Source organism: Pseudomonas schmalbachii, from assembly GCF_017589465.1.
GTDB classification, from domain to species: domain Bacteria; phylum Pseudomonadota; class Gammaproteobacteria; order Pseudomonadales; family Pseudomonadaceae; genus Pseudomonas; species Pseudomonas schmalbachii.
In genome coordinates this window covers 955,813-976,329 of the sequence record NZ_JAELYA010000001.1, presented here as the reverse complement: position 1 = coordinate 976,329, position 20,517 = coordinate 955,813, and the positions used below count along the sequence as shown (strand labels likewise).

Genomic DNA, 20,517 nt, shown 5'->3' with positions numbered 1-20,517 from the left:
GAGCATGTTCGAGTCCGCCGAGATCGGCCATTCGATCGACAAGGAAACCTACGAGAAGGCGGTCATCGAACTGCGCGAGGCGTTGCTGGATGCCCAGTTCGAGCTCAAGGAGCAGGCGCGCTTCCCGGTGATCATCCTGATCAACGGCATCGAAGGGGCGGGCAAGGGCGAGACGGTCAAGCTGCTCAACGAATGGATGGACCCGCGGCTGATCCAGGTCGAGAGCTTCCTCAAACCGAGCGACGAGGAGCTCTCGCGCCCGGCGCAGTGGCGCTTCTGGCGCAGACTGCCGCCCAAGGGGAGGATCAGCATCTTCTTCGGCAACTGGTACAGCCAGATGCTGCACGCGCGGGTCTACGGCGACATCGACGACGCCACCCTGGACGCCGGCGGCGCGGCGGCGGAGCGCTTCGAGCGGATGCTCTGCGACGAGGGCGCGCTGCTCTTCAAGTTCTGGTTCCACCTGTCGAAGAAGCAGCTCAAGACCCGCCTGAAGGCGCTGGAGAAAGACCCGGAGCACCGCTGGCGGCTCAGCGAGCTGGACTGGAAGCAGAGCGAGACCTACGACCAGTTCGTGCGCTATGGCGAGCGCCTGTTGCGCCGCACCAGCCGCGACTACGCGCCGTGGTACGTGGTCGAGGGCGTGGACCCGCGCTACCGCAGCCTGACCGTCGGCCGCACCCTGCTGGAGGGTCTGCAGGCGGCACTCGACATGCAGGAGAAGGGCCCCGAGCGCCTGGCACACGCCGCGCCGCTGGTGGCCAGCCTGGACAATCGCGGGCTGATCGCCAGCCTCGATCTGAGCAGGACGCTGGGCAAGGATGCCTACAAGCAGCAACTGGCCCGTGAGCAGGAGCGCCTGGCCATGCTGGTGCGCGACAAGCGCTTCCGCCGGCACTCGCTGATCGCCGTGTTCGAAGGCAACGACGCGGCGGGCAAGGGTGGCGCCATCCGCCGGGTGACCGAGTCCATCGACCCGCGGCAATACCACATCGTGCCGATCGCCGCGCCCACCGAGGAGGAGCGCGCCCAGCCCTACCTCTGGCGCTTCTGGCGGCACATCCCGGCGCGCCGGCAGTTCACCATCTTCGACCGCTCCTGGTACGGCCGCGTGCTGGTCGAGCGCGTCGAGGGCTTCTGTTCGGAGGCCGACTGGCTGCGCGCCTATGCCGAGATCAACGATTTCGAGGAACAGCTCGTGGAGTTCGGTATCGTCGTGGTCAAGTTCTGGCTGGCGATCGACAAGAACACCCAGATGGAACGCTTCAAGGAGCGCGAGGAAACCTCGTTCAAGCGCTACAAGATCACCGAAGAAGACTGGCGCAATCGCGACAAATGGGATCTCTATATCGACGCGGCGACCGACATGGTCGACCGCACCAGCACCGAGATCGCGCCCTGGACGCTGATCGAAGCCAACGACAAGCGCTTCGCCCGGGTGAAGGTGCTGCGCACCATCAACGATGCGCTGGAGGGGGCGTACAAGAAGGATAAGTGATGCAACGGCCGTCGTAGGTTGGCGCTGAGCGCAGCGAAGCCCAACATCTGTCTTGCATGGCTCCGTCTCGTTGGGCTTCGCGTTGCTCAGCGCCAACCTACGGGATATCGCTTGACGGCTCCGGCGGGCCGATCTGCCGGCCCATCGCGCCGTGGATGCCCATCTCGCGCAGCACCAGCAGTTCGCCCTCGCTCTCGACCATTTCCGCGATCAGCGGCAGGTCGATGCTGTTGCTGGCGCGGCTGACCGCCTCGATGAACAGGCGCTTGTCGTTGTCCTGGTCGATGGCGCGGATGTAGCTGCCGTCGATCTTCAGGTAGGCCAGGCCGAGGTGGGTGAGGTTGCCGATCAGGCTGAAGCGCCCGCCGAAGTGCTGCAGGCCGAGGCCGGCTCCGGTTTCTCGGACCTGGCGGGCCATGCGCTCCAGTTCGGCGGGTGGCGGCAGGTGGCGTTCGTCGACTTCGAGGGTGATCAGCCTGGCCTGCTGCGGGTGGGCCTTGAGCACGTCGAGGATGCCTTGCAGGTTGCGCGCATCGCGCACGCTGCCGGCGGACAGGCTCAGCGCCAGTGGTTCCGGGTTCCGCGTCAGCCAGTCGATGCCGTGCTGGAGCATCGCCAGGTCGAAGCGCGCGCCCCAGCCGAAGCGCTCGACCCAGGGCAGGAAGCGGCCGGCGCCGATGGCTTCGCCCTGCGGGCCGGGCAGGCGGGCGAGGGCCTTGCGTTGCAGCAGTTCGCCGTCTTCCGTGCAGCGCCGCACCGGTTGCAGCCAGAGTTGCAGACGATTCTTCTGCAGCGCCTCGTCGAGCCAGGAGCGCCAGTCGTGGGAGTCCCGCGCCGGCGGGGCGCTGGCGTCGTCCAGGCGCTGCCAGGGGCGTTCGGGAGTGCCCTGGGCCTGCGCCAGCGCCTGGTCGGCACGTTCCAGCAGGGCTGCCGGCGCGTCGCCGGGATGGAACGCGGCCAGGCCCAGGTGGGCTACCGGGGAGCAGTCGCTGGCGCCGGTCAGGCGCAGGTTTTCCAGTTGCGTGCTGAGGTTGTCGGCCAGCAGTTCCGCCTCGCTGGCCTGCAGGCCGGGGGCGAGCAGGGTGAACTCGCCGCCGCGGCTGCGCGCCGCCAGCCAGTCGGAAGTACCGGATTGTTCCTGCGCGCGCCGCAGCAGGTCGGCGACTTCGCGGATCAGCGCATCGGCACGCTGGCCGCCGAGCCGCTGGTTGAGTCCGGCCAGGTCGTTCAGGCGCAGCAGGATCAGGTAGCCGGAGGCGCCCTGTTCCGAGGCCAGCAGCTGGGCGTCCAGGCGCGAGTCGAACAGCCGGCGGTTGGCCAGGCCCGAGAGGCTGTCGTTATAGGCTTCCTCACGCAGCCGTTCGCTGTGCGCGGCGTGCTCGGCGAACAGCGCCTTGAGCTTCTCGACCATCTGGTTCATCGCCTGCACCACGCGGCGCAGTTCCGGCGTGCGCGGTTCGCGGGGCAGGGTGAGGAATTCGCGGCGGCTGATCGCCTGGGCCTGCTGCACCATCTGTTCCAGCGGACGCAGCTGGGCGCGCAGCAGCCAGCCGCCGAGCAGGGCGCTGACCAGTCCGCAGGCGAGCAGCCAGGTCAGGCTGCCGATGGCGCCGTCCCACAGCCGCGCCAGGGCGAAGCGCGGATGGCTGATCACCTCGACCCGCGCGGCCTGCTCCCAGCCGCGCATGATCAGCGCGTCGCCGCCCTCGGGATCGAGGCTGACCAGGTTGGCGAACCAGTCGGGGACGTTGTCGGGCATCTCGCCGCGCTGGCGCTCGGCGATCACGCTGCCGTCGGCGATGCGCACCACGCGGATGCTGGAGAAGTAGCCGCTGTCGAAGATCGAGCTGACCATCAGTTCGATCATCGCCGGGTCATCCACATGCGGCGTCAGCGACAGGCCGAGGGCGGTGGCGGCGTCCTGGGCGTGGGAGCGCAGCTGGCTGATCAGCTGTTCGCGCGAGCTTTCCACGCTGCTGGCGAAGCTGCCGGCGAAGGCCACCACGAGGAACATGCAGATGGCGAGGAAGAGTTGCTTGAGCAGGGACATGGTTCACTCCTAGCGCGTGTCGTCGAGGTTCATGCCCTCGGCGCGCATATGGGCCAGCAGATCCTGCCAGCGCGACAGCTGCTTGCTGTCGCCGCTGCGTTTACCGCCGCCGGGGCCGGGCAGCCAGAGGCCCTCGGCGTTGAAGGCGTAGACCGGCAGCAGGTCGCTGCGCTGCGATGCCGGGCGGATGTCCGGGTCGAGGTTGTCGAGCACCAGCGGGTCGGCGGTGGGCGTGGCGTACCAGGCCAGCACCATGTGCGCCTGGTTCTGCCGCAGCGCCTTGACGTAGGTGATGCGCAACTGGTCGCCGGGGACGCCGAGCTGGCGCAGCGTCACGTACTTGGCGATGGAGTAGTCCTCGCAGTCGCCGGCGCCTTTCCAGAGGGACTCCAGCGGCGTCGCCCAGTAGTCGTCGCGGCTCCACAGGTTCCTGTCGTCGCTGAACAGCAGGGTGCGGTTGAAGTAGGCGTTCACCGCCTGCAGCTTGCCGGCTTCGTCGAGGTCTCGGCTGGCGTCGATCAGCCGCCCCCAGTCCTCGATGCGCTGGCGCGCCTCGCCGAGGTCGCCGTAGGTGCGTTCGGCGCGCTTGAGGATCTCGTCGAATTTCCAGTTCGCCAGGGCGGCGCCGAGTACCGCGAGCAGCACCGGCAGCAGCAGGTTCGCCCGGCGGCGCGAGGTGAGTCGGTACGCTCCTTGTAATGACTGCATCGCCGGGCTCCGGAGGGGATGAATGAAGCCTAAGAGACAGTGGCGAGACTCGCCAGCCGGCGGCTGAAACGAAAACTGACAGGATTGTATGTTTCGCTGCTCCTCGGGCGCTGCCGGAGGGCCTATAAAGGGGGATGATTACGGGAATGCCGTTTGGCTCGGGGCTGTTTTTCCCCTCACCCCAACCCTCTCGCGAAGGGAGAGGGGACTGATCGGCATCCGGCGGAACTCCGCGTCTGCCCGCAACTCCATACCGCCCCCTCTCCCCCTGGGAGGGGGTTGGGGTGAGGGGCAGTAAAACTGAAGGCGGTCGGAAACAGGATGAGGATCGGGCGGATGCGGACGGGACGGATCGGCAAGGCGGGATGGCTGGTGCTGGCGCTGCTGTTGGCAGCCGGCGGCGCGGCGCTCTACTGGGGCGTGGTGCGGCAGGCCTCGGCGCCACGGGCCGCCGCCGCGCCGCCGGGAGTGCCGGTGGTGCTGGCGCAGGTCGAGCGCAAGGACGTGGCGCAGAACCTCTCCGGCATCGGCACGGTGACCTCGCTGCACAACGTGGTGCTGCGCACCCAGGTGGACGGCCAGTTGACCCAGGTGCTGGTGGAGGAGGGGCAACTGGTCGAACGCGGCCAGTTGCTGGCGACCATCGACGACCGGGCGATCAAGGCGCTGCTGGCGCAGGCCGAGGCCGCGCGGCTGAACAGCGAGGCACAGTTGCGCATCGTCGATCAGGACCTGCAGCGCTACCGGCTGCTGTACGCCGACCGTGCGGTGTCCAAACAGGTCCTCGACCAGCAGGAAGCGCAGGCCGCCCAGCTGCGCGCCACGCTGAAATCCAACCAGGCGCTGATCGACGCCGAGCGCGTGCGCCTGTCTTACACCCGTATCACCTCGCCGGTCAGCGGCCGGGTGGGCATCCGCAATGTCGATCCGGGCAACCTGCTGCGGGTCAGCGACGCCATCGGCCTGTTCACCGTGACGCAGATTTCGCCGATCTCGGTGGTCTTTTCGCTGCCGCAGGAAAGCCTGTCGCAGTTGCATACGCTGCTCGGCGGGGCGACGCCGGTGATCGCCTATACTCGCGACGGTGGGCGCAAGCTGGCGGAGGGGCGGCTGCAGAGCCTGGACAACCAGGTGGCCAGCTCCACCGGCACCGTCCGCGTGCGGGCGATCTTCGACAACGCCGGCTCGCAGTTATGGCCGGGGCAGTTCGTCGCCGTCAGCGTGCAGGCCGGGGTGCTGGACGACCGCCTGGTGCTGCCGAGCAAGGCGGTGCGCCGCGGCCTGGAGGGCAACTTCGTGTTCCGCGTAGAAGACGGCAAGGCGCAGGCGGTGCCGGTCACGGTGGCGCAGGATGTCGATGGGGTCAGCGTGGTCGAGGGACTGGCGGCGGGTGACCAGGTGGTGCTCGACGGCCACTCGCGGCTGACGCCGGGGGCGAGGGTCGAGGTGGTCGGCGGGGGCGATGCGGTGGCGCGGCGGAGGGCGCAGCCGTGAACACCGGCGCCGGCGTCTCCGGCTGGTGCGTGCGGCACCCGATCGCCACCGCGCTGCTGACCATTGCCTCGCTGCTGCTCGGCCTGCTGGCTTTCCTCCGCCTGGGCGTGTCGCCGCTGCCGCAGGTGGATTTCCCGACCATCCAGGTCACCGCCCAGTTGCCCGGCGCCAACCCGGAAACCATGGCCTCGGCGGTGGCGACGCCGCTGGAGGTGCAGTTCAGCGCGATCCCCGGGATCAGCGAGATGACCTCCAGCAGCGCGCTCGGCTCCACCGTGCTGACCCTGCAGTTCGAACTGGAGAAGAACATCGACGTCGCCGCCCAGGAAGTGCAGGCGGCGATCAATGCCGCTGCCGGGCGCCTGCCGGACGACATGCCGAACCTGCCGGTGTGGCGTAAGGTCAACCCGGCGGACAGCCCGATCATGATCCTCAGCGTCAGTTCCAGCCTGATGCCGCTGATCGAGCTGAGCGACTACGCCGAAGTGCTGCTGGCGCGCCAGCTCAGCCAGATTTCCGGGGTGGGGCAGATCTTCATGGCCGGCCAGCAGCGCCCGGCGATCCGCATCCAGGCGCAGCCGGAGAAGCTCGCCGCTTACCGCCTGACCCTTGCCGACCTGCGCCAGTCGCTGCAGGCGGCCAGCCGCAACCAGGCCAAGGGCGCGCTGTTCGGCGAGGGAAGGGTTTCCACCCTGGCGGCCAACGACCAGCTGTTCAGCCCCGGCGAGTACGACAATCTGGTGGTTGCCTATCGCGAGGGCGCGCCGGTGTTCCTCAAGGACGTGGCGCGCATCGTCGCCGCGCCGGAGGACGACTACGTGAAGTCCTGGCCGAACGGCAAGCCGGGGGTGGCCCTGGTAGTGCTGCGCCAGCCGGGGGCGAACATCGTCGAGGCCACCGACGCCATCCGCGAGGCCCTGCCGCGCCTGCGCGAGATGCTGCCGGCGAGCGTCGAGGTGGAGGTTCTCAACGACCGCACGCGGACCATCCGCGCCTCGCTGCACGAGGTGGAGCTGACTCTGCTGCTGACCATGGGGCTGGTGATCATGGTGATGGGGCTGTTCCTCCGCCAGCTCTCCGCCACCCTGATCGTCGCCACGGTGCTGGCGGTGTCGCTGAGTGCCAGCTTCGCGGCGATGTACCTGCTCGGCTTCACCCTCAACAACCTGACCCTGGTGGCGCTGATCATCGCCGTCGGCTTCATCGTCGACGACGCCATCGTGGTGGTGGAGAATATCCACCGGCATCTGGAACAGGGCCAGTCGAAGCTCGATGCGGCCCTGCAGGGCGCGGCGGAGATCAGCTTCACGGTGATATCCATCAGCTTCTCGCTGATCGCCGCGTTCATCCCGCTGCTGTTCATGGGCGGCATCGTCGGCCGGCTGTTCCGCGAATTCGCCCTCAGCGTGACGGTGGCGATCCTGATCTCCGTGGTCGCCGCGCTGACTCTGGCGCCGATGCTCGCCTCGCGCTACATGGGCAGCCTGCCGAAGCACGACGGCCGGGGCATGTCCGGCTGGCTGCTGGCCGGCTACCGGCGCGGGCTGGACTGGTCCCTCGGCCATCAGCGGCTGATGCTGGTCGGTTTCGGCTTCACGGTGCTGCTGGCGGTGGCGGGCTATATAGGCATTCCCAAGGGTTTCTTCCCGATGCAGGACACCGCCTTCGTGTTCGGCACCACCCAGGCCGCCGAAGACATTTCCTACGCCGACATGGCGGAAAAGCACCGGCAACTGGCGGAGATCGTCGCCCGCGACCCGGCGGTGCTCACCTACAACCACGCCATCGGCATCACCGGCGGCAGCCAGAGCCTGGCCAACGGGCGCTTCTGGATCGTCCTCAAGGATCGCGGCGACCGCGACGTCGCGGTGGGCGGCTTCATCAATCGCCTGCGCCCGCAACTGGCCAAGGTGCCGGGGATCGTCCTGTACCTGCGTGCGGCGCAGGACATCAACCTCAACATCGGCCCGGCGCGCACGCTCTACCAGTTCGCCCTGCGCAGCAACGACAGCAGCCAGCTGGCGCTGTGGGCGCAGCGCCTGACCGAGCGGCTGAAGGCCGAACCGGGGCTGGCCGACGTGTCCAACGACCTGCAGGTCGGCGCCAGCATCACCGCGCTGGAGATCGATCGGGTGGCGGCGGCGCGCTTCGGCCTGAACGCCGAGGATGTCAGCCAGACGCTCTACGACGCCTTCGGCCAGCGCCAGGTCGGCGAGTACCAGACCGAGGTCAACCAGTACAAGGTGATCCTCGAACTGGACGCCCGCCAGCGTGGCCGCGCGGAGAGCCTGGAGTGGTTCCACCTGCGTTCGCCGCTGACCGGCGAGATGGTCCCGCTGGCGGCCATCGCACAGGTCACGCCGGAGCGCTCGGGACCGCTGCAGATCAACCACAACGGCATGCTCCCGGCGGTCAACCTGTCGTTCAACCTGGAGGAGGGCATGCCGCTCGGTGATGCGGTGCGGCTGATCGAGCAGGTGCAGCAGGAGATCGGCATGCCGTCGACCATCATCGGCGTGTTCCAGGGCGCCGCCCGGGCCTTCCAGAGCTCGCTGGCGACCCAGCCGCTGCTGATCCTCGCCGCGCTGGTGGCGGTGTACATCATCCTCGGCGTGCTCTACGAGAGCTTCGTGCACCCGCTGACCATCCTCTCGACGCTGCCTTCGGCGGGGATCGGCGCGGTGTTCATGCTCTGGCTCTGGGGGCAGGAGTTCTCGGTGATGGCGCTGATCGGGGTGGTGCTGCTGATCGGCATCGTCAAGAAGAACGGCATCCTGATGATCGACTTCGCCCTGGCCGCCCAGCGCCAGCGCGGGCTGGCGCCGTACGAGGCGATCCATGAGGCGGCCCTGGCGCGCTTCCGCCCGATCATGATGACCACTCTGGCGGCGATGCTCGGCGCGGTGCCGCTGATGATCGGCTTCGGCACCGGCTCGGAACTGCGCCAGCCGCTGGGGATCGCGGTGTTCGGCGGGTTGCTGGTGAGCCAGGCGCTGACCCTGTTCAGCACCCCGGTGGTCTACCTGGCGCTGGATCGGCTGTTCCATCGCGGCCAGCACGGCAACGTAGGTTGGGCTGAGCGCAGCGAAGCCCAACGATAGGTGCCAGGGTTGAGCGGTCAGAATGTAGGTTGGTGCTGAGCGCAGCGAAGCCCAACAGCAGCACGTACCGGGGCAAGATCGTTGGGCTTCGTACCTCAGCCCAACCTACGGGGGCGCCCAACGACCAGGGTTCCGGGGCTTCAGTGCAGTTCGCGGGTCTTCAGGCGCAGGATGTAGATCGACACCAGCGTCGCGCTGGTCAGCATGAACGCCCAGGCGATGGGGCGGCGCACCAGGTAGCAGGAGAAGGCGATGCTGGTCCACATCAGCGCCAGGGTGTAGATCTTGCCCCTGAGCGGAATGCCCTCGCCGTCGAGATAGTCGCGAATCCACGGGCCCAGCCTGGGGTGGTAGACCAGCCAGTCGTAGAAGCGCTGGGAGCTGCGCATGAAGCAGGCCGCCGCAAGCAGCAGGAAGGGCGTGGTCGGCAGGACCGGCAGGAAGATGCCGATCACGCCGAGCACCACGCTCAGCCAGCCGACGCAGAGCAGGCAATAACGCACCCACGCCGGGGTGTTGCGACGTGCTTCCACTTAGTGATGGCGCGGCTTGAGCAGTGCGGGCTTTTCTTCCGGTGCCTGGCAGAGCAGGAACAGGTTGGTCAGCAGCTCGGGAATCTGCGCGACCATGTCGTCCACCAGGTGGCGGTCGCGGACGATTTCCTCGAACTCCTGCTGTTCGTCGAACAGGCCGGAACCGACCATGATCGGCAGCAGCAGCTCGCTGACTTCCTCTTCGGCCTGCTCGAACCAGATCGCCTCGCGGAGGAACACGCCTTCCATGAAACCGATGCACCAGCCGCGGATATCCGAGTCGTCCGGATCCTGGCCGAGTTCGGGATCGCAGGGCAGTTCCAGTTCCTCGTCGCTGGCGAGCATGCGGGTGATCTGGCCCTTGAGCACCACCAGGGTGCTTTCGATCTCCGCCTTTTCCTCTTCGCTGCGATAGTGCGGCGGCTCGGCGAACAGGGCATCGATCCACTCGCGCTCCGGCACTTCCTCCGGACAGATCGCCAGGGCGGTCAGGTAACCGTGTGCCGCCACGTAGTCCAAGGCTTCCTCGTGCAGGTCATCGGCATCGAGAAAGGCTTGCAGGCGGGACAGCTGTTCGGTGAAGGACATCGGTTACTACCTCGACGGGGATGCGGGCCTGAATTGTAGTCGAGCCGGGGGCTGTGGGCAAAAGCTGAAGGCCGGTGGCAGAGGGTTTCCGGGGTGTTGGCTGGGTTTCCCTCACCCCAGCCCTCTCCCAATGGGAGAGGGGGCAACACGGCAGAACCTGAGACAACGGATTTCCCATCCACGCCGAACAGCTCCCTCTCCCTCAGGGAGAGGGTTGGGGTGAGGGGGCTTCTGCCAACCGCTAACCCCCATTCCAGACACATTCCGGACATTTACAGCGCCATCCGCGACGGCTGACCGGTTACGAGCGACGCGCTTGCGTATAATGCGCCGCTTCGATCCGGAGTCCCCCATGCTCGACCAGGCCCAGCGCATCCTCAAAGACGTTTTCGGTTACGACGCCTTCCGTGGCAATCAGGCGCGGATCATCGAGCGCGTGGCCAGCGGCGGCGATGCCCTGGTGCTGATGCCCACCGGCGGCGGCAAGTCGCTGTGCTTCCAGGTCCCGGCGCTGCTGCGCGAGGGGCTGACGGTGGTGGTGTCGCCGCTGATCGCGCTGATGGAGGACCAGATCGCCACCCTCGACGAACTTGGCGTTCCGGCCGCCGCGCTGAATTCCTCGCTGAGCGCGGAAACCCAGCGGGACATCGCCGATCGCCTGCGCCGGGGCGAGATCAAGCTGCTCTACCTGGCCCCCGAGCGCCTGGTGCAGCCGCGCATGCTGAGCTTCCTGCAACAGCTGCACATCGGCCTGTTCGCCATCGACGAGGCGCACTGCGTGTCGCAGTGGGGCCACGACTTCCGCCCGGAATACCTGCAACTGGGCCAGCTCGCCGAGCTTTTCCCGCATGTGCCGCGCATCGCCCTGACCGCCACGGCGGACATGCGCACCCGCGAGGAAATGATCCAGCGCCTGCACCTGCAGGACGCCGAGCAGTTCCTCTCCAGCTTCGACCGGCCGAACATCTTCTACCGCATCGTGCCCAAGGAGCAGCCGCGCAAGCAGTTGCTCGGTTTCCTCGCCGAACGCCGTGGCGATGCCGGCATCGTCTACTGCCTGTCGCGCAAGAAGGTCGAGGAAGTCGCCGAATTCCTCAGCAACCAGGGCTATCCGGCGCTGCCTTACCACGCCGGGCTGTCCAACGAGCTGCGTGCCTTCAACCAGAAGCGCTTCCTCAACGAGGAAGGGCTGATCATGGTGGCGACCATCGCCTTCGGCATGGGCATCGACAAGCCCAACGTGCGCTTCGTCGCCCACCTCGACCTGCCGAAGAGCCTGGAAGCCTACTACCAGGAAACTGGCCGTGCCGGCCGTGACAGCCTGCCGGCGGACGCCTGGATGGCCTACGGCCTGCAGGACGTGCTGCTGCTGCGGCAGATGATGCAGAACTCCGAGGGCGACGAGCGCCACAAGCGCATCGAGCGGCACAAGCTGGAGGCGATGCTTGCCCTTTGCGAAGAAACCCGCTGCCGCCGCCAGGCGCTGCTGGCCTATTTCGACGAGGAACTGCCCAATCCCTGCGGCCATTGCGACAACTGCGTCGACGGCGTCGAGACCTGGGACGCCACCGAACCGGCACGCCAGGCGCTGTCGGCGATCTATCGCAGCGGCCAGCGCTATGGCGTCGGCCATCTGGTGGACCTCCTGCTCGGCCGCGAGACGGAAAAGATTCGCAGCCTCGGCCACCAGCACCTGGCGGTGTTCGGCCTGGGCAAATCGCGCGCCGAGGACGAGTGGCGCACGCTGTTCCGCCAACTGGTGGCGCGTGGTCTCGCCGATGTCGATCTCGACGGCTACGGCGGTCTGCGCCTGACCGAGGCCTGCCGTCCGTTGCTGCGCGGCGAGGTACAACTGGAGTTGCGCCGCGATCTCAAGCCGCAGCGCGCCAAATCCTCCTCTGCCACGGGCGGCGCCAGCGCGGCCAGCCAACTGGTGCGCCAGGAAGAGCGCGAAATGTGGGAAGCCCTGCGCACCCTGCGGCGCAAGCTGGCGCAGGAGCACTCGGTGCCGCCCTACGTCATCTTCCCCGACGCCACCCTGCTGGAAATGCTGCGCAGCCAGCCGCGCTCGCTGTCCGACATGGCGCAGGTCAGCGGCGTCGGCGCGCGCAAGCTGGAGCGTTACGGCCAGGCCTTCCTCGATGTGCTCACCGAATCCGAAGCGGCGCCCGCCGCGCCGGCTGCGGTAGTCGATCTGCAGCATGAACTGGTGACCCTGGCTCGTGCCGGCATGACCCCGGCGCAGATCGCCCGCAAGCTCGACTGCAGCGAGAAGAACGTCTACAGCCTGCTGGCCGAAGCCATCGGTCGCCAGCAACTGTCTCTGGAGCAGGCGCTGGATCTGCCGGAGGACCTGCTCGGCGAGGTGCAGGACGCCTTCCTGGAAGAGGACGGCGAACTGCCGGCGGTGGCCGCGCTCAGCGAACGTTTCGCCGGCCGTGTGCCCGTCGGCGTCCTGCATTGCGTGCGCGCCGCCCTGCAGGCCGAACTGGAAGCCTGAGTCAGCTCCACGTAGGTTGGTGCTGAGCTTGCGAAGCCCAACGTGCCAATGCCGGACCGATGTTGGGCTTCGCTGCGTTCAGCGCCAACCTACCCATCCTGCGTCCCCGCGGGGCGACACAGTCGGCCACAACTTCGGCATTGTGCTGCCTTGATTAGCAGGCTAATAATTAGTCAAATCAATTAGCCCGAAAGTTGCTCCACAATGTCCGATAACGATAAGCACTACTTCGGTACCCAGCTCGCCCAGGCTTCCCGCGCCTGGCGTGCGGAACTCGACCGTCGCCTCAGCCACCTGGGGCTGTCGCAGGCTCGCTGGCTGGTACTGCTTCACCTTGCACGCAACGCCAACGTCCCGACACAACGCGAACTGGCCCAATCCGTGGGCGTCGAGGGGCCGACCCTGGCGCGCCTGCTCGATGGTCTCGAATCCCAGGGACTGGTCCGCCGCCTGGCGGTCGCGGAAGACCGCCGCGCCAAGCACATCGCCCTCACCCCCAAGGCGGACGTGCTGATCGCCGACATCGAAAGCATCGCCGCCAGCGTTCGCAACGACGTACTTTCCGGAGTCTCCGAGGAGGACGTTGCGTTATGTCAAAGGATTCTCTCGCGAATCCTCGCCAATCTTGAGAAAAACTGAGAAGCGATTCACAGTATTCTGGCACCTCTGCCATTTTTCTGACGACAGACCTCTGACCCTTGAAAATAAAGGGCTCAGAGGCGTTGCTCGTTGGAATTTTGACGAGTTATCTTGACCAAATCGCTATTTGCACCTATCCGTGATTGCAGTGTTCCTGTTTGTTACAGGTCCGACTGAAGGCGTGTGAGGGCTGGATTTCGATTGAAGTCAAGCATGTGGACCTGGCATTGCCCGCCGCCTTCGGCTTTCGGGTAGCCGGGAAGGCTTGTTGTCCCGGAATTTAAAGGTTGGGGTCATGGCTAGAACAAATAGAATTCCCCTGGCGCTTGCTGCACTGTCGATGGCCATCGCTGGCCACGCGTATGCCTTGGGGCTCGGTGAAGTCACCGTGCACTCGGCCCTCAACCAACCCCTCGATGCCGATATCGAACTGCTCCAGGTCGGCAATCTCGGCGCCGACGAACTGATCGCCCGCCTGGCCAGTGAAGCCGCCTTCCGGCAGGCCGGCGTCGAACGCTTCATGTCCCTCCAGGATCTGCGCTTCACTCCGGTGATCCGCGGCGGTCGCAGCTACATCAAGGTGCGCTCGACGCAACCGGTGCGCGAGCCCTACATGAGCTTCCTGCTCGAAGTGGAACGTCCCAACGGCCGCCTGATGCGCGAGTACACCGTGCTGCTCGATCCGCCTGGTTATGCGCCGCGAGGCGTGTCGAGCGCGACCGAGCGCTACGTTGCCGCTCCTGCCGCCCAGCCGAGCGTGCGTCGCCAGGCTGCGCCGCGTCAGGCCGCCGTGGCGCGCAAACCGATTGCCGCCGGAGAAGGGCGCTACACCACGGTCAGGAACGACACCCTGTGGAGCATCGCCTCGCGCCTGGGCGCCAGAGGTACCGCGCACGCGCAGTTGATGGACGGCATCCACCAGCTCAATCCGCAGGCCTTCATCAATGGCGATCCGCATCGCCTGAAGGCCGGCCAGACCCTGACTCTCCCTGCCAGCGCCGAGGCGCCGGTGAAGCCCGCGCAGCCCGCCGTGGCCGCCACCCAGCCGGCATCGCGCGTCGAAGCCGCCGCGCCGGCTGCACCGACGGTACCCACTGCACCAGCGGCACCCGTCACTGCAGCCGCTGTCAGCAATGCCAATACCGAACTGGCCGAACTCACCGACGAGCGCTCCCGCCTGAGTTCTCGGCTGGACAGCATGGAACAGCAACTGGGCAGCATGCTGAAGTCGCTGGAGGACCGTGACCGGCAGATCCAGCAATTGCAGGCGGAACTGCAGCGCCGCCAGGAAAACGACGCCAAGGCACAAGCGGCGCCTGCCGCTGCGGCTCCGGCTCCGGCGCAACAGGCTCCTGCAGCCGCCCCGGCCGCCACGGCCAGTGCAGCGACGGAAGATTCCAGCTGGCGCTGGATGATGGTCGGCGGGCTGTTCGCGCTGCTCGGCGGCTTGCTGCTGGCGCGCCGCCGGAAGTCGGAAAAACCGGACGACACGCCTGTCGAGGCCGAGCTTCCTGCCTCCGAATTCGACGAAGAAGACCTGTATGACGCCCTGGAAGTGGTGCAACCCACCCGGCGAGCCAAGGCAGCGGCCCCTGCGGCAAGTGGAGCGGCCGTGCTGAAGTTGCCGACCGCCAGCACCGATGGCCTGGAAGGGGCGAACATCTACATCGCCTATGGGCGCTACGGCCACGCCCGCGACATGCTGAACGAATCCATTGCCCGGCACCCGGCACGCATGGACATGCGCCTGAAGCTGATGACGGTTCTCGCCGAACTGGGCGATGTCCGCGGCTTCCAGGAGCAGGCGCAGGTGCTGCTGGGCCTGGGTGTTGATCCGAAGGAGATCGAGCAGATCAGGGCGCACTATCCGGCGATGGCGCAAGCGGTCGTGGAGGCGGAGAAGCCCGCCGAGCCGCTGGGCGACGCCGACTGGGACGAAATCGAACTGGAGGGTCCGGCACCCACGGTTGCCAGCGAGTCCGTGGCAGGAGCCCGGAATGGCCCGAACGAGATTGCCTGGGACCTCGACTGGGACAGCCTGGAAAACCCGCTGGATAATCCGCTGTGCAGCAAGAAGAAGCAGGTCGAACTGAATGACGATCTGACCGACGAGTTCAGCAGCAACCTGTTCGAGCTGCCGGAGGTCGTCGAAGAATTCGACCTGGACGCCGAGCAACAGGCCAAGGTGTTCGGCGGTCAGGACGTTCTGCTGGAGGATGGCGACTTCGTGCGCGATCTGGAGGAAGTCTCCGCCCACCATGACGAACTGCTTGCCAGCCTGGACCGCGCCCGCGCCTGCATCGACAGCGGAAACCTCGACGAGGCCTACCGCATCCTCAAGCAGGTGATCGAGGACGGCGACACCGAGGAGAAAGCCGAGGCGCGGGAGCTGCTGGCGAAGATTGCCTGAGTTCTTTCAGCTTGGAGATGGAGCCCGGTTCAGCGCCGGGCTTTTTCTTTTCCCCGGCGTTCCCTCCCTGCGACTTGCGGGCCTGCGGGCTGCAATGCTCACCGTAGGTTGGTGCTGAGCAACGCGAAGCCCAACATAGCCATCGTTGGGCTTCACTGCGTTCAGCACCAACCTACGCGGGTTCTGGTCCAGCCACGTAGTTACGCAGGATGCAAGACAGTTGCTCCTACAGTTTCACCCTCCGCGATGAGTCTTTTCCCTGTCCGTTCAGCCCCGGTCATCCAGTCAGTTCGCGGATGCTGTCGTGGTCGATTTGCAGGCCCAGCCGGCTGCCGGCCGGGTACAGGCGTTCGGCGCTGCGGTTGAGGACGTCCACCGTCAGCTCCACGCCGGCGGCCTCGACCCGGTAGCGGATAATGTTGCCCAGCAGGCTGCGCGACAGCACGCGGGCTTCGATGGCGTCGCCGGGCTCGGGGTTCAGGCGCAGGGACTCGGGGCGGATCGCCACCTGCCGCTCGACGGTGCGCCCCAGCAGGCGGCTGGCTTGCGTGGCGTCGAGCAGGTTGTAGTTGCCGATGAAGCCGGCGGCGAACAGGTTTTCCGGCGCCGTGTAGAGGGTCTCCGCGTCGCCGCTCTGGACGATGCGCCCGGCGTTCATCAGGACGATGCGGTCGGACAGGGTCAGCGCCTCTTCCTGGTCGTGGGTGACGAACACAGTGGTCAGCTGCAGCTCGCGCTGGATGCGGCGGATCTGCTCGCGCAGGTGCTTGCGGATGCGCGCGTCCAGCGCCGACAGCGGCTCGTCGAGCAGCAGCAGGCGCGGCCGGGTGATCAGCGAGCGGGCCAGCGCCACCCGCTGGCACTGGCCGCCGGAGAGCTGGTGCGGGTAGCGCCCGGTGAGGCCGGTCAGCTCGACCAGCTCCAGGGTCTCGGCGACCCGCTGGCGCGCCTCGTCGGCGGGCACCTTCTGCATGCGCAGGCCGAAGGCAACGTTCTGCTGCACGGTCATGTTGGGGAACAGCGCGTAGCTCTGGAACACCATGGCGATGCCGCGCTTCTGCGGGCTCACCGGCACCACGTCCTGGCCGTCGATGAGGATGCGCCCGCTGTCCACCGTGGTCAGCCCGGAGATGCAGCGCAGCAGGGTGGACTTGCCGCAGCCGCTGGGGCCGAGCAGGGTGACGAACTCGCCGCGCTCGGCGGAGAAGTCGATGTCGTTGAACACCGTGGTGCTGCCGAAACTCTTGTTCAGTCGTTCGACGCTGAGGAAAGCCATGCTCAATCCTTGTCCCGGTTCAGGCGATTGGCCGCCCAGGTGAACAGCAGGACGAAAGCGAAGTAGGAGATGACCACCGCGCTGGTGTAGTGGCCGCTGGCGTTGCGCATGTTGTTGAGGAACACCTGCAGCGTCTCGTAGCGGGTGCCGACCAGCAGGTTGGCGAAGACGAACTCGCCGATCAGGAAGGAGAACGACAGGAACAGCGCCACCATCAGGCCCTTGCGCAGGTTCGGCAGCACCACCAGCAGTGCCGCCTGCCAGGTGCTGGCGCCGAGCAGGTGGGCGGCGTCCATCAGGTCGTGCAGGTTGATCGCCTGCAGGTTGTTGCTGATCGCCCGGTACATGAACGGCAGGGCGATGGTGAAGTAGCAGCCGACCAGCATCCACGGCGTGCCCACCAGCGGCAGCGGGCCGGACGCATAAATCTGCAGCAGGCCGACCGAGGACACCACCGGCGGCACGGCGAAGGGCAGCAGGATCAGCACGTTCATCAGCGCGTCCAGGCGCGGGAAGTAGTAGTGCACGACGAACATCAGCGGCAGCACCAGCAGCACGCTGAGCACCAGCGCGCCGAAGCACACCAGCAGCGACTGGCCGAAGGCGGCCAGGAAGCGCGGGTCGCTCCACAGCTGCATGTACCACTTCAGGGTCAGGCCGTCCGGCAGCACGCTGGCCGACCATTGCGTGGCCAGCGAGTAGACCAGGGTGGCGGCCAGCGGCAGCAGCAGGATGAGGAACAGTCCGTAGACCACCAGCCGGTGGTACAGGCCGCCACGGCGTTCAGTTCTGGGCATGGTAGCTCCGGCGCAGCAGCCACTGGTGAACGATGGTGATCAGCGTCATCAGGCCGACCAGGATCATCGCCAGCGCGCTGGCCATGTTCGGGTCGAGGAAGATGTCGCCGGCGACCAGCCCGGCGATGCGGATGGTCAGCACGTTGAAGTTGCCGGTGGTCAGCGCGTAGACCGTGGCATAGGCGCCCAGCGCGTTGGCCATGAGGATGACGAAGGTGCCGAGCAGCGCCGGGGTCAGCACCGGGATGCCGATGTGCCGCCAGAACTGCCAGGCACCGGCGCCGAGCAGCGCCGCCGACTCGCGCCAGTCCTCGCGCAGGGCGTCGAACGCGGGGTAGAGCAGGAGTACGCCGAGGGGAATCTGGAAGTAGGTGTAGAGGATGATCAGGCCGGTCTTGGAGTACAGGTTGAAGTCCTCGATCAGGCCCGCCTGCTTGAGCAGCAGGGTGATGGCGCCGTTGAAGCCGAGGATGATGATGAAGGCGAAGGCCAGCGGCACTCCGGCGAAGTTGCTGGTCATGTTGGCGAAGGCCATGACGAAGTCGCGCAGCCGGCTGTCCACCTGGCGCAGCGAATAGCTGCCGAGAATCGCGATGAACAGGCCGATCAGGCTCGACCAGAGGGAAATCTCCAGGCTGTGGCGGATGGCCTGGCGGTAGAACGGCGAGGCCAGGACTTCCCGGAAGTTGCCCAGCCCCCAGGCATCGGCGGTCTGCACGCTGTGCACGGCGACCCAGAACAGCGGGGCGAGCTGGAAAGCGAAGAAGAACAGCGCGAACGGCAGCAGGCAGAGCAGGGCGAGCAGCTTCGCGGTGCGTGACTTCATGCCTTCAGCAGCTCCCGGCAGACCGGTTTGTCGTGGGCGGCGCCGAGGATTTCGCAGAGCGTGCCGCAGATTTCCACCTGCCGTGGGCGCGCCTGGTCGTCCAGGCTGAACGCCGCGCCGAAGGTGAACAGCGGCACTTCGCGCTCCTCCGGCAGGATTCCGCCGTGGCTGCAGTCGTCGTTCATGCCGTGGTCGGAGGTCACCATCACCTGGTAGCCGGCCTCCAGCCACTGGTGCAGGTATTCGGAGAGGATCATGTCGGCGTGCCGCGCGCTGTTGCGGTACTGCGGGCTGTTCAGGGCGTGCCTGTGGCCGGCGTCGTCGATGTTCATCGGGTGGATCAGCAGCAGGTTCGGCTCATGCCGGCGGCGCAGGCTTTCGCCGTCGGCGAACAGGTGCGAATCCGGATAGTGGTCGACCCAGTAGAAGTGGCCGTACTGGATCGGCAGCGACGGGTCGTCGGTATGGCGGTCGCGGGTCGGATTGAAGGGCGCGCGGTTGTACAGCTCGCTGATCCAGTGATAGGCCGCCGCCGCGGTGCTCAGGCCGGCGGCGCGGGCGTAGTGGAACAGGCTGCGCTCCTTGGACAGGCGCACCACGTTGTTGTGCAGGATGCCGCTGTCGATCGGCGCCACGCCGGTGAGGATGCATTCGTAGAGCGGCCGCGACAGCGACGGCAGCTCGCTCTCGACCCGGTACAACTGGCCGCGTCCGGCATTGCAGAGGGCCTGCAGGTGGCCCATGCAGTCGTGGGCGACGCAGTAGTTGAGACCGTCGAGGACAACCAGGATGACATCGTGGCGCATTGCGATCGCCTTCTGGAGTCGCCCGCCGCGCTGGTGCGCGGCGGACCTCCGCGTCATTGCATGTTGATGATCACGCTGTCCTGCCACATCCGCGGCAGGCGCTTGGAGGTTTCTTCCCAGGCCTTGGCGTCCTTGATCGGCTGCGCCTTGGCGTACTGTTCGTTGGGCAGCAGCTTGGCCTTGACGTCGTCCGGCAGGGTCAGGTGCTCGGCGCGGATCGGCCGGGCGTTGCCCTTGGCCAGGTTGATCTGCCCGGCGTCGCTGAAGATGTACTCGCGCGCCAGCTTCGCCGCGTTCGGGTGCTTGGCGTACTTGTTGATGATGGTGCTGTAGCCGGAGACCACCGAACCATCCGAGGGGATCAGCACCAGGAAGCGGTTCGGATCGATCTGGTCGCGGTAGCTGAGGCCGTTGAAGTCCCAGACCACGCCGACTTCCACTTCACCCTTTTCCAGCGTGCTGATCACCGGATTGGTCAGCGACAGCCGGCCCTGCTTGGCGATCTTGCCGAAGAAGTCCAGGCCCGGCTGGATGTTCTTCTCGTCGCCGCCGTTGGCGATGGCCGCGGCGAGCACGCCGTTCACCGCCTGGGCGGCCGAGCTGACGTCGCCGATGGTGACCTTGTACTTGCCGTTCAACAGGTCGGCCCAGCTTTTCGGCGGCTCCTTCACCAGGTCCTTGTTGATGATGAAGGCGATGGTGCCGGTGTAGGCCAGCGCCCAGTGGCCGTCCTTGTCCTTGGCCCAGTCCGGAACCTGATCCCAGGTGCTCGGCTTGTAGGGCTGGCTGACGTCCTGCTGCACAGCAATCGGGCCGAAGGCGGCACCGACGTCGCCGATGTCGGCGGTGGCGTTCTCGCCCTCCGCCTTGAACTTGGCCAGCTCCTGGGCCGAGCTCATGTCGGTGTCCATGTGCTTGAGGCCGAACTTGCTTTCAAGGTCCTTCCAGGTGTCCTTCCAGTTCGCCCAGCTGTCGGGCATGCCCACGCTGTTCACCTGGCCTTCCTTGCGGGCGGCCTGTTCCAGCGCCTGCAGGTCGACGTCGGCGGCCATGGCCAGGCCGGCGCCGAGGGCGATGGCTGATCCCAGTAGTGGGGCGAGCAAGCGTTTCATAGAAGCTCCTTGGCTCATCAGGATTGATAGGGGGAAATCCCGGGAAACGCCCGTCAATCTACGTTGCGTGCGTGATGATCTTGTGTCGGGAAATCTCCCTGTATCGGCCTGGAAAAGCGTAGACCATGAGGGGATGAGGAGCTTTGGAGCGGGGGAAGAGCGAGTAGGGCGGGTGCAAC

Annotated in this window: 15 protein-coding genes; 6 read left to right on the top strand and 9 right to left on the bottom strand. The window is 66.7% G+C overall.

Annotation, left to right across the window (positions count from 1 at the left end; all coding sequences use genetic code 11):
- Positions 1-4: 4 nt before the first annotated feature.
- The gene (pap, locus tag JFY56_RS04280; protein WP_208312218.1) at positions 5-1,498 is read left to right on the top strand and encodes a polyphosphate:AMP phosphotransferase; all 1,494 of its coding nucleotides are present in this window, start codon (positions 5-7) and stop codon (positions 1,496-1,498) included.
- Between the two features lie 97 nt (positions 1,499-1,595).
- On the opposite strand, the gene lapD is transcribed toward pap, so the two are convergent.
- The gene (lapD, locus tag JFY56_RS04275; RefSeq protein ID WP_208312217.1) at positions 1,596-3,548 is read right to left on the bottom strand and encodes a cyclic di-GMP receptor LapD; all 1,953 of its coding nucleotides are present in this window, start codon (positions 3,546-3,548) and stop codon (positions 1,596-1,598) included.
- Between the two features lie 9 nt (positions 3,549-3,557).
- Positions 3,558-4,256, bottom strand: a complete 699-nt coding sequence (lapG, locus tag JFY56_RS04270) for a cysteine protease LapG (RefSeq protein ID WP_208312216.1) — start codon at positions 4,254-4,256, stop codon at positions 3,558-3,560.
- A 336-nt stretch (positions 4,257-4,592) separates the two neighbouring features.
- Between lapG and JFY56_RS04265 the strand changes: the two genes are divergently transcribed.
- Together JFY56_RS04265 and JFY56_RS04260 are read left to right on the top strand one after the other, a co-directional pair.
- Entirely contained in the window at positions 4,593-5,750 is a 1,158-nt protein-coding gene (locus tag JFY56_RS04265) for an efflux RND transporter periplasmic adaptor subunit (protein WP_208312215.1), read from the top strand.
- Positions 5,747-8,851, top strand: a complete 3,105-nt coding sequence (locus JFY56_RS04260) for a multidrug efflux RND transporter permease subunit (RefSeq protein ID WP_208312214.1) — start codon at positions 5,747-5,749, stop codon at positions 8,849-8,851. The genes JFY56_RS04265 and JFY56_RS04260 overlap by 4 nt, the downstream gene beginning before the upstream one ends.
- Before the next feature lie 140 nt (positions 8,852-8,991).
- Here JFY56_RS04260 and JFY56_RS04255 read toward each other — a convergent pair whose 3' ends face one another.
- Both JFY56_RS04255 and JFY56_RS04250 read right to left on the bottom strand, forming a co-directional pair.
- Positions 8,992-9,384 carry a YbaN family protein gene (locus tag JFY56_RS04255; protein ID WP_208312213.1) on the bottom strand — a complete coding sequence of 131 codons (393 nt, stop codon included), beginning with the start codon at positions 9,382-9,384 and terminating at the stop codon, positions 8,992-8,994.
- Complete coding sequence (locus tag JFY56_RS04250) at positions 9,385-9,972, bottom strand: UPF0149 family protein (RefSeq protein WP_208312212.1); 588 nt, start codon at positions 9,970-9,972, stop codon at positions 9,385-9,387.
- A gap of 352 nt (positions 9,973-10,324) precedes the next feature.
- On the opposite strand from JFY56_RS04250, the gene recQ reads away from it, so the two are divergent.
- The 3 genes from recQ (at position 10,325) to JFY56_RS04235 (ending at position 15,521) form a co-directional block, all read left to right on the top strand.
- Positions 10,325-12,472, top strand: coding sequence for a DNA helicase RecQ (gene recQ, locus JFY56_RS04245; RefSeq protein ID WP_208312211.1), 2,148 nt, complete (start codon positions 10,325-10,327; stop codon positions 12,470-12,472).
- A gap of 204 nt (positions 12,473-12,676) precedes the next feature.
- A complete protein-coding gene (locus tag JFY56_RS04240; protein WP_208312210.1) occupies positions 12,677-13,111 on the top strand; it encodes a MarR family transcriptional regulator in 435 nt (144 codons plus the stop codon).
- A 295-nt stretch (positions 13,112-13,406) separates the two neighbouring features.
- Positions 13,407-15,521: a FimV/HubP family polar landmark protein gene (locus tag JFY56_RS04235; protein ID WP_236032417.1), complete on the top strand. Its 2,115-nt coding sequence runs from the start codon at positions 13,407-13,409 to the stop codon at positions 15,519-15,521.
- Between the two features lie 277 nt (positions 15,522-15,798).
- Here the strand turns inward: JFY56_RS04235 and JFY56_RS04230 are convergent, their stop codons facing one another.
- From JFY56_RS04230 to JFY56_RS04210, 5 genes are read right to left on the bottom strand one after another with little or no spacing between them, the layout of a single operon-like run.
- Entirely contained in the window at positions 15,799-16,797 is a 999-nt protein-coding gene (locus tag JFY56_RS04230; RefSeq protein WP_208312209.1) for an ABC transporter ATP-binding protein, read from the bottom strand.
- A gap of 2 nt (positions 16,798-16,799) precedes the next feature.
- Entirely contained in the window at positions 16,800-17,594 is a 795-nt protein-coding gene (locus JFY56_RS04225) for an ABC transporter permease (protein ID WP_208312208.1), read from the bottom strand.
- Complete coding sequence (locus JFY56_RS04220; protein ID WP_208312207.1) at positions 17,581-18,420, bottom strand: ABC transporter permease; 840 nt, start codon at positions 18,418-18,420, stop codon at positions 17,581-17,583. Before JFY56_RS04220 ends, JFY56_RS04225 begins: the two co-directional genes overlap by 14 nt.
- Positions 18,417-19,226, bottom strand: coding sequence for an alkaline phosphatase family protein (locus JFY56_RS04215; RefSeq protein WP_208312206.1), 810 nt, complete (start codon positions 19,224-19,226; stop codon positions 18,417-18,419). The genes JFY56_RS04220 and JFY56_RS04215 overlap by 4 nt, the downstream gene beginning before the upstream one ends.
- 53 nt (positions 19,227-19,279) lie before the next feature.
- On the bottom strand, positions 19,280-20,338 hold the full coding sequence (locus tag JFY56_RS04210) for an ABC transporter substrate-binding protein (RefSeq protein ID WP_208312205.1): 1,059 nt from the start codon (positions 20,336-20,338) through the stop codon (positions 19,280-19,282).
- Between the last annotated feature and the right edge of the window lie 179 nt (positions 20,339-20,517).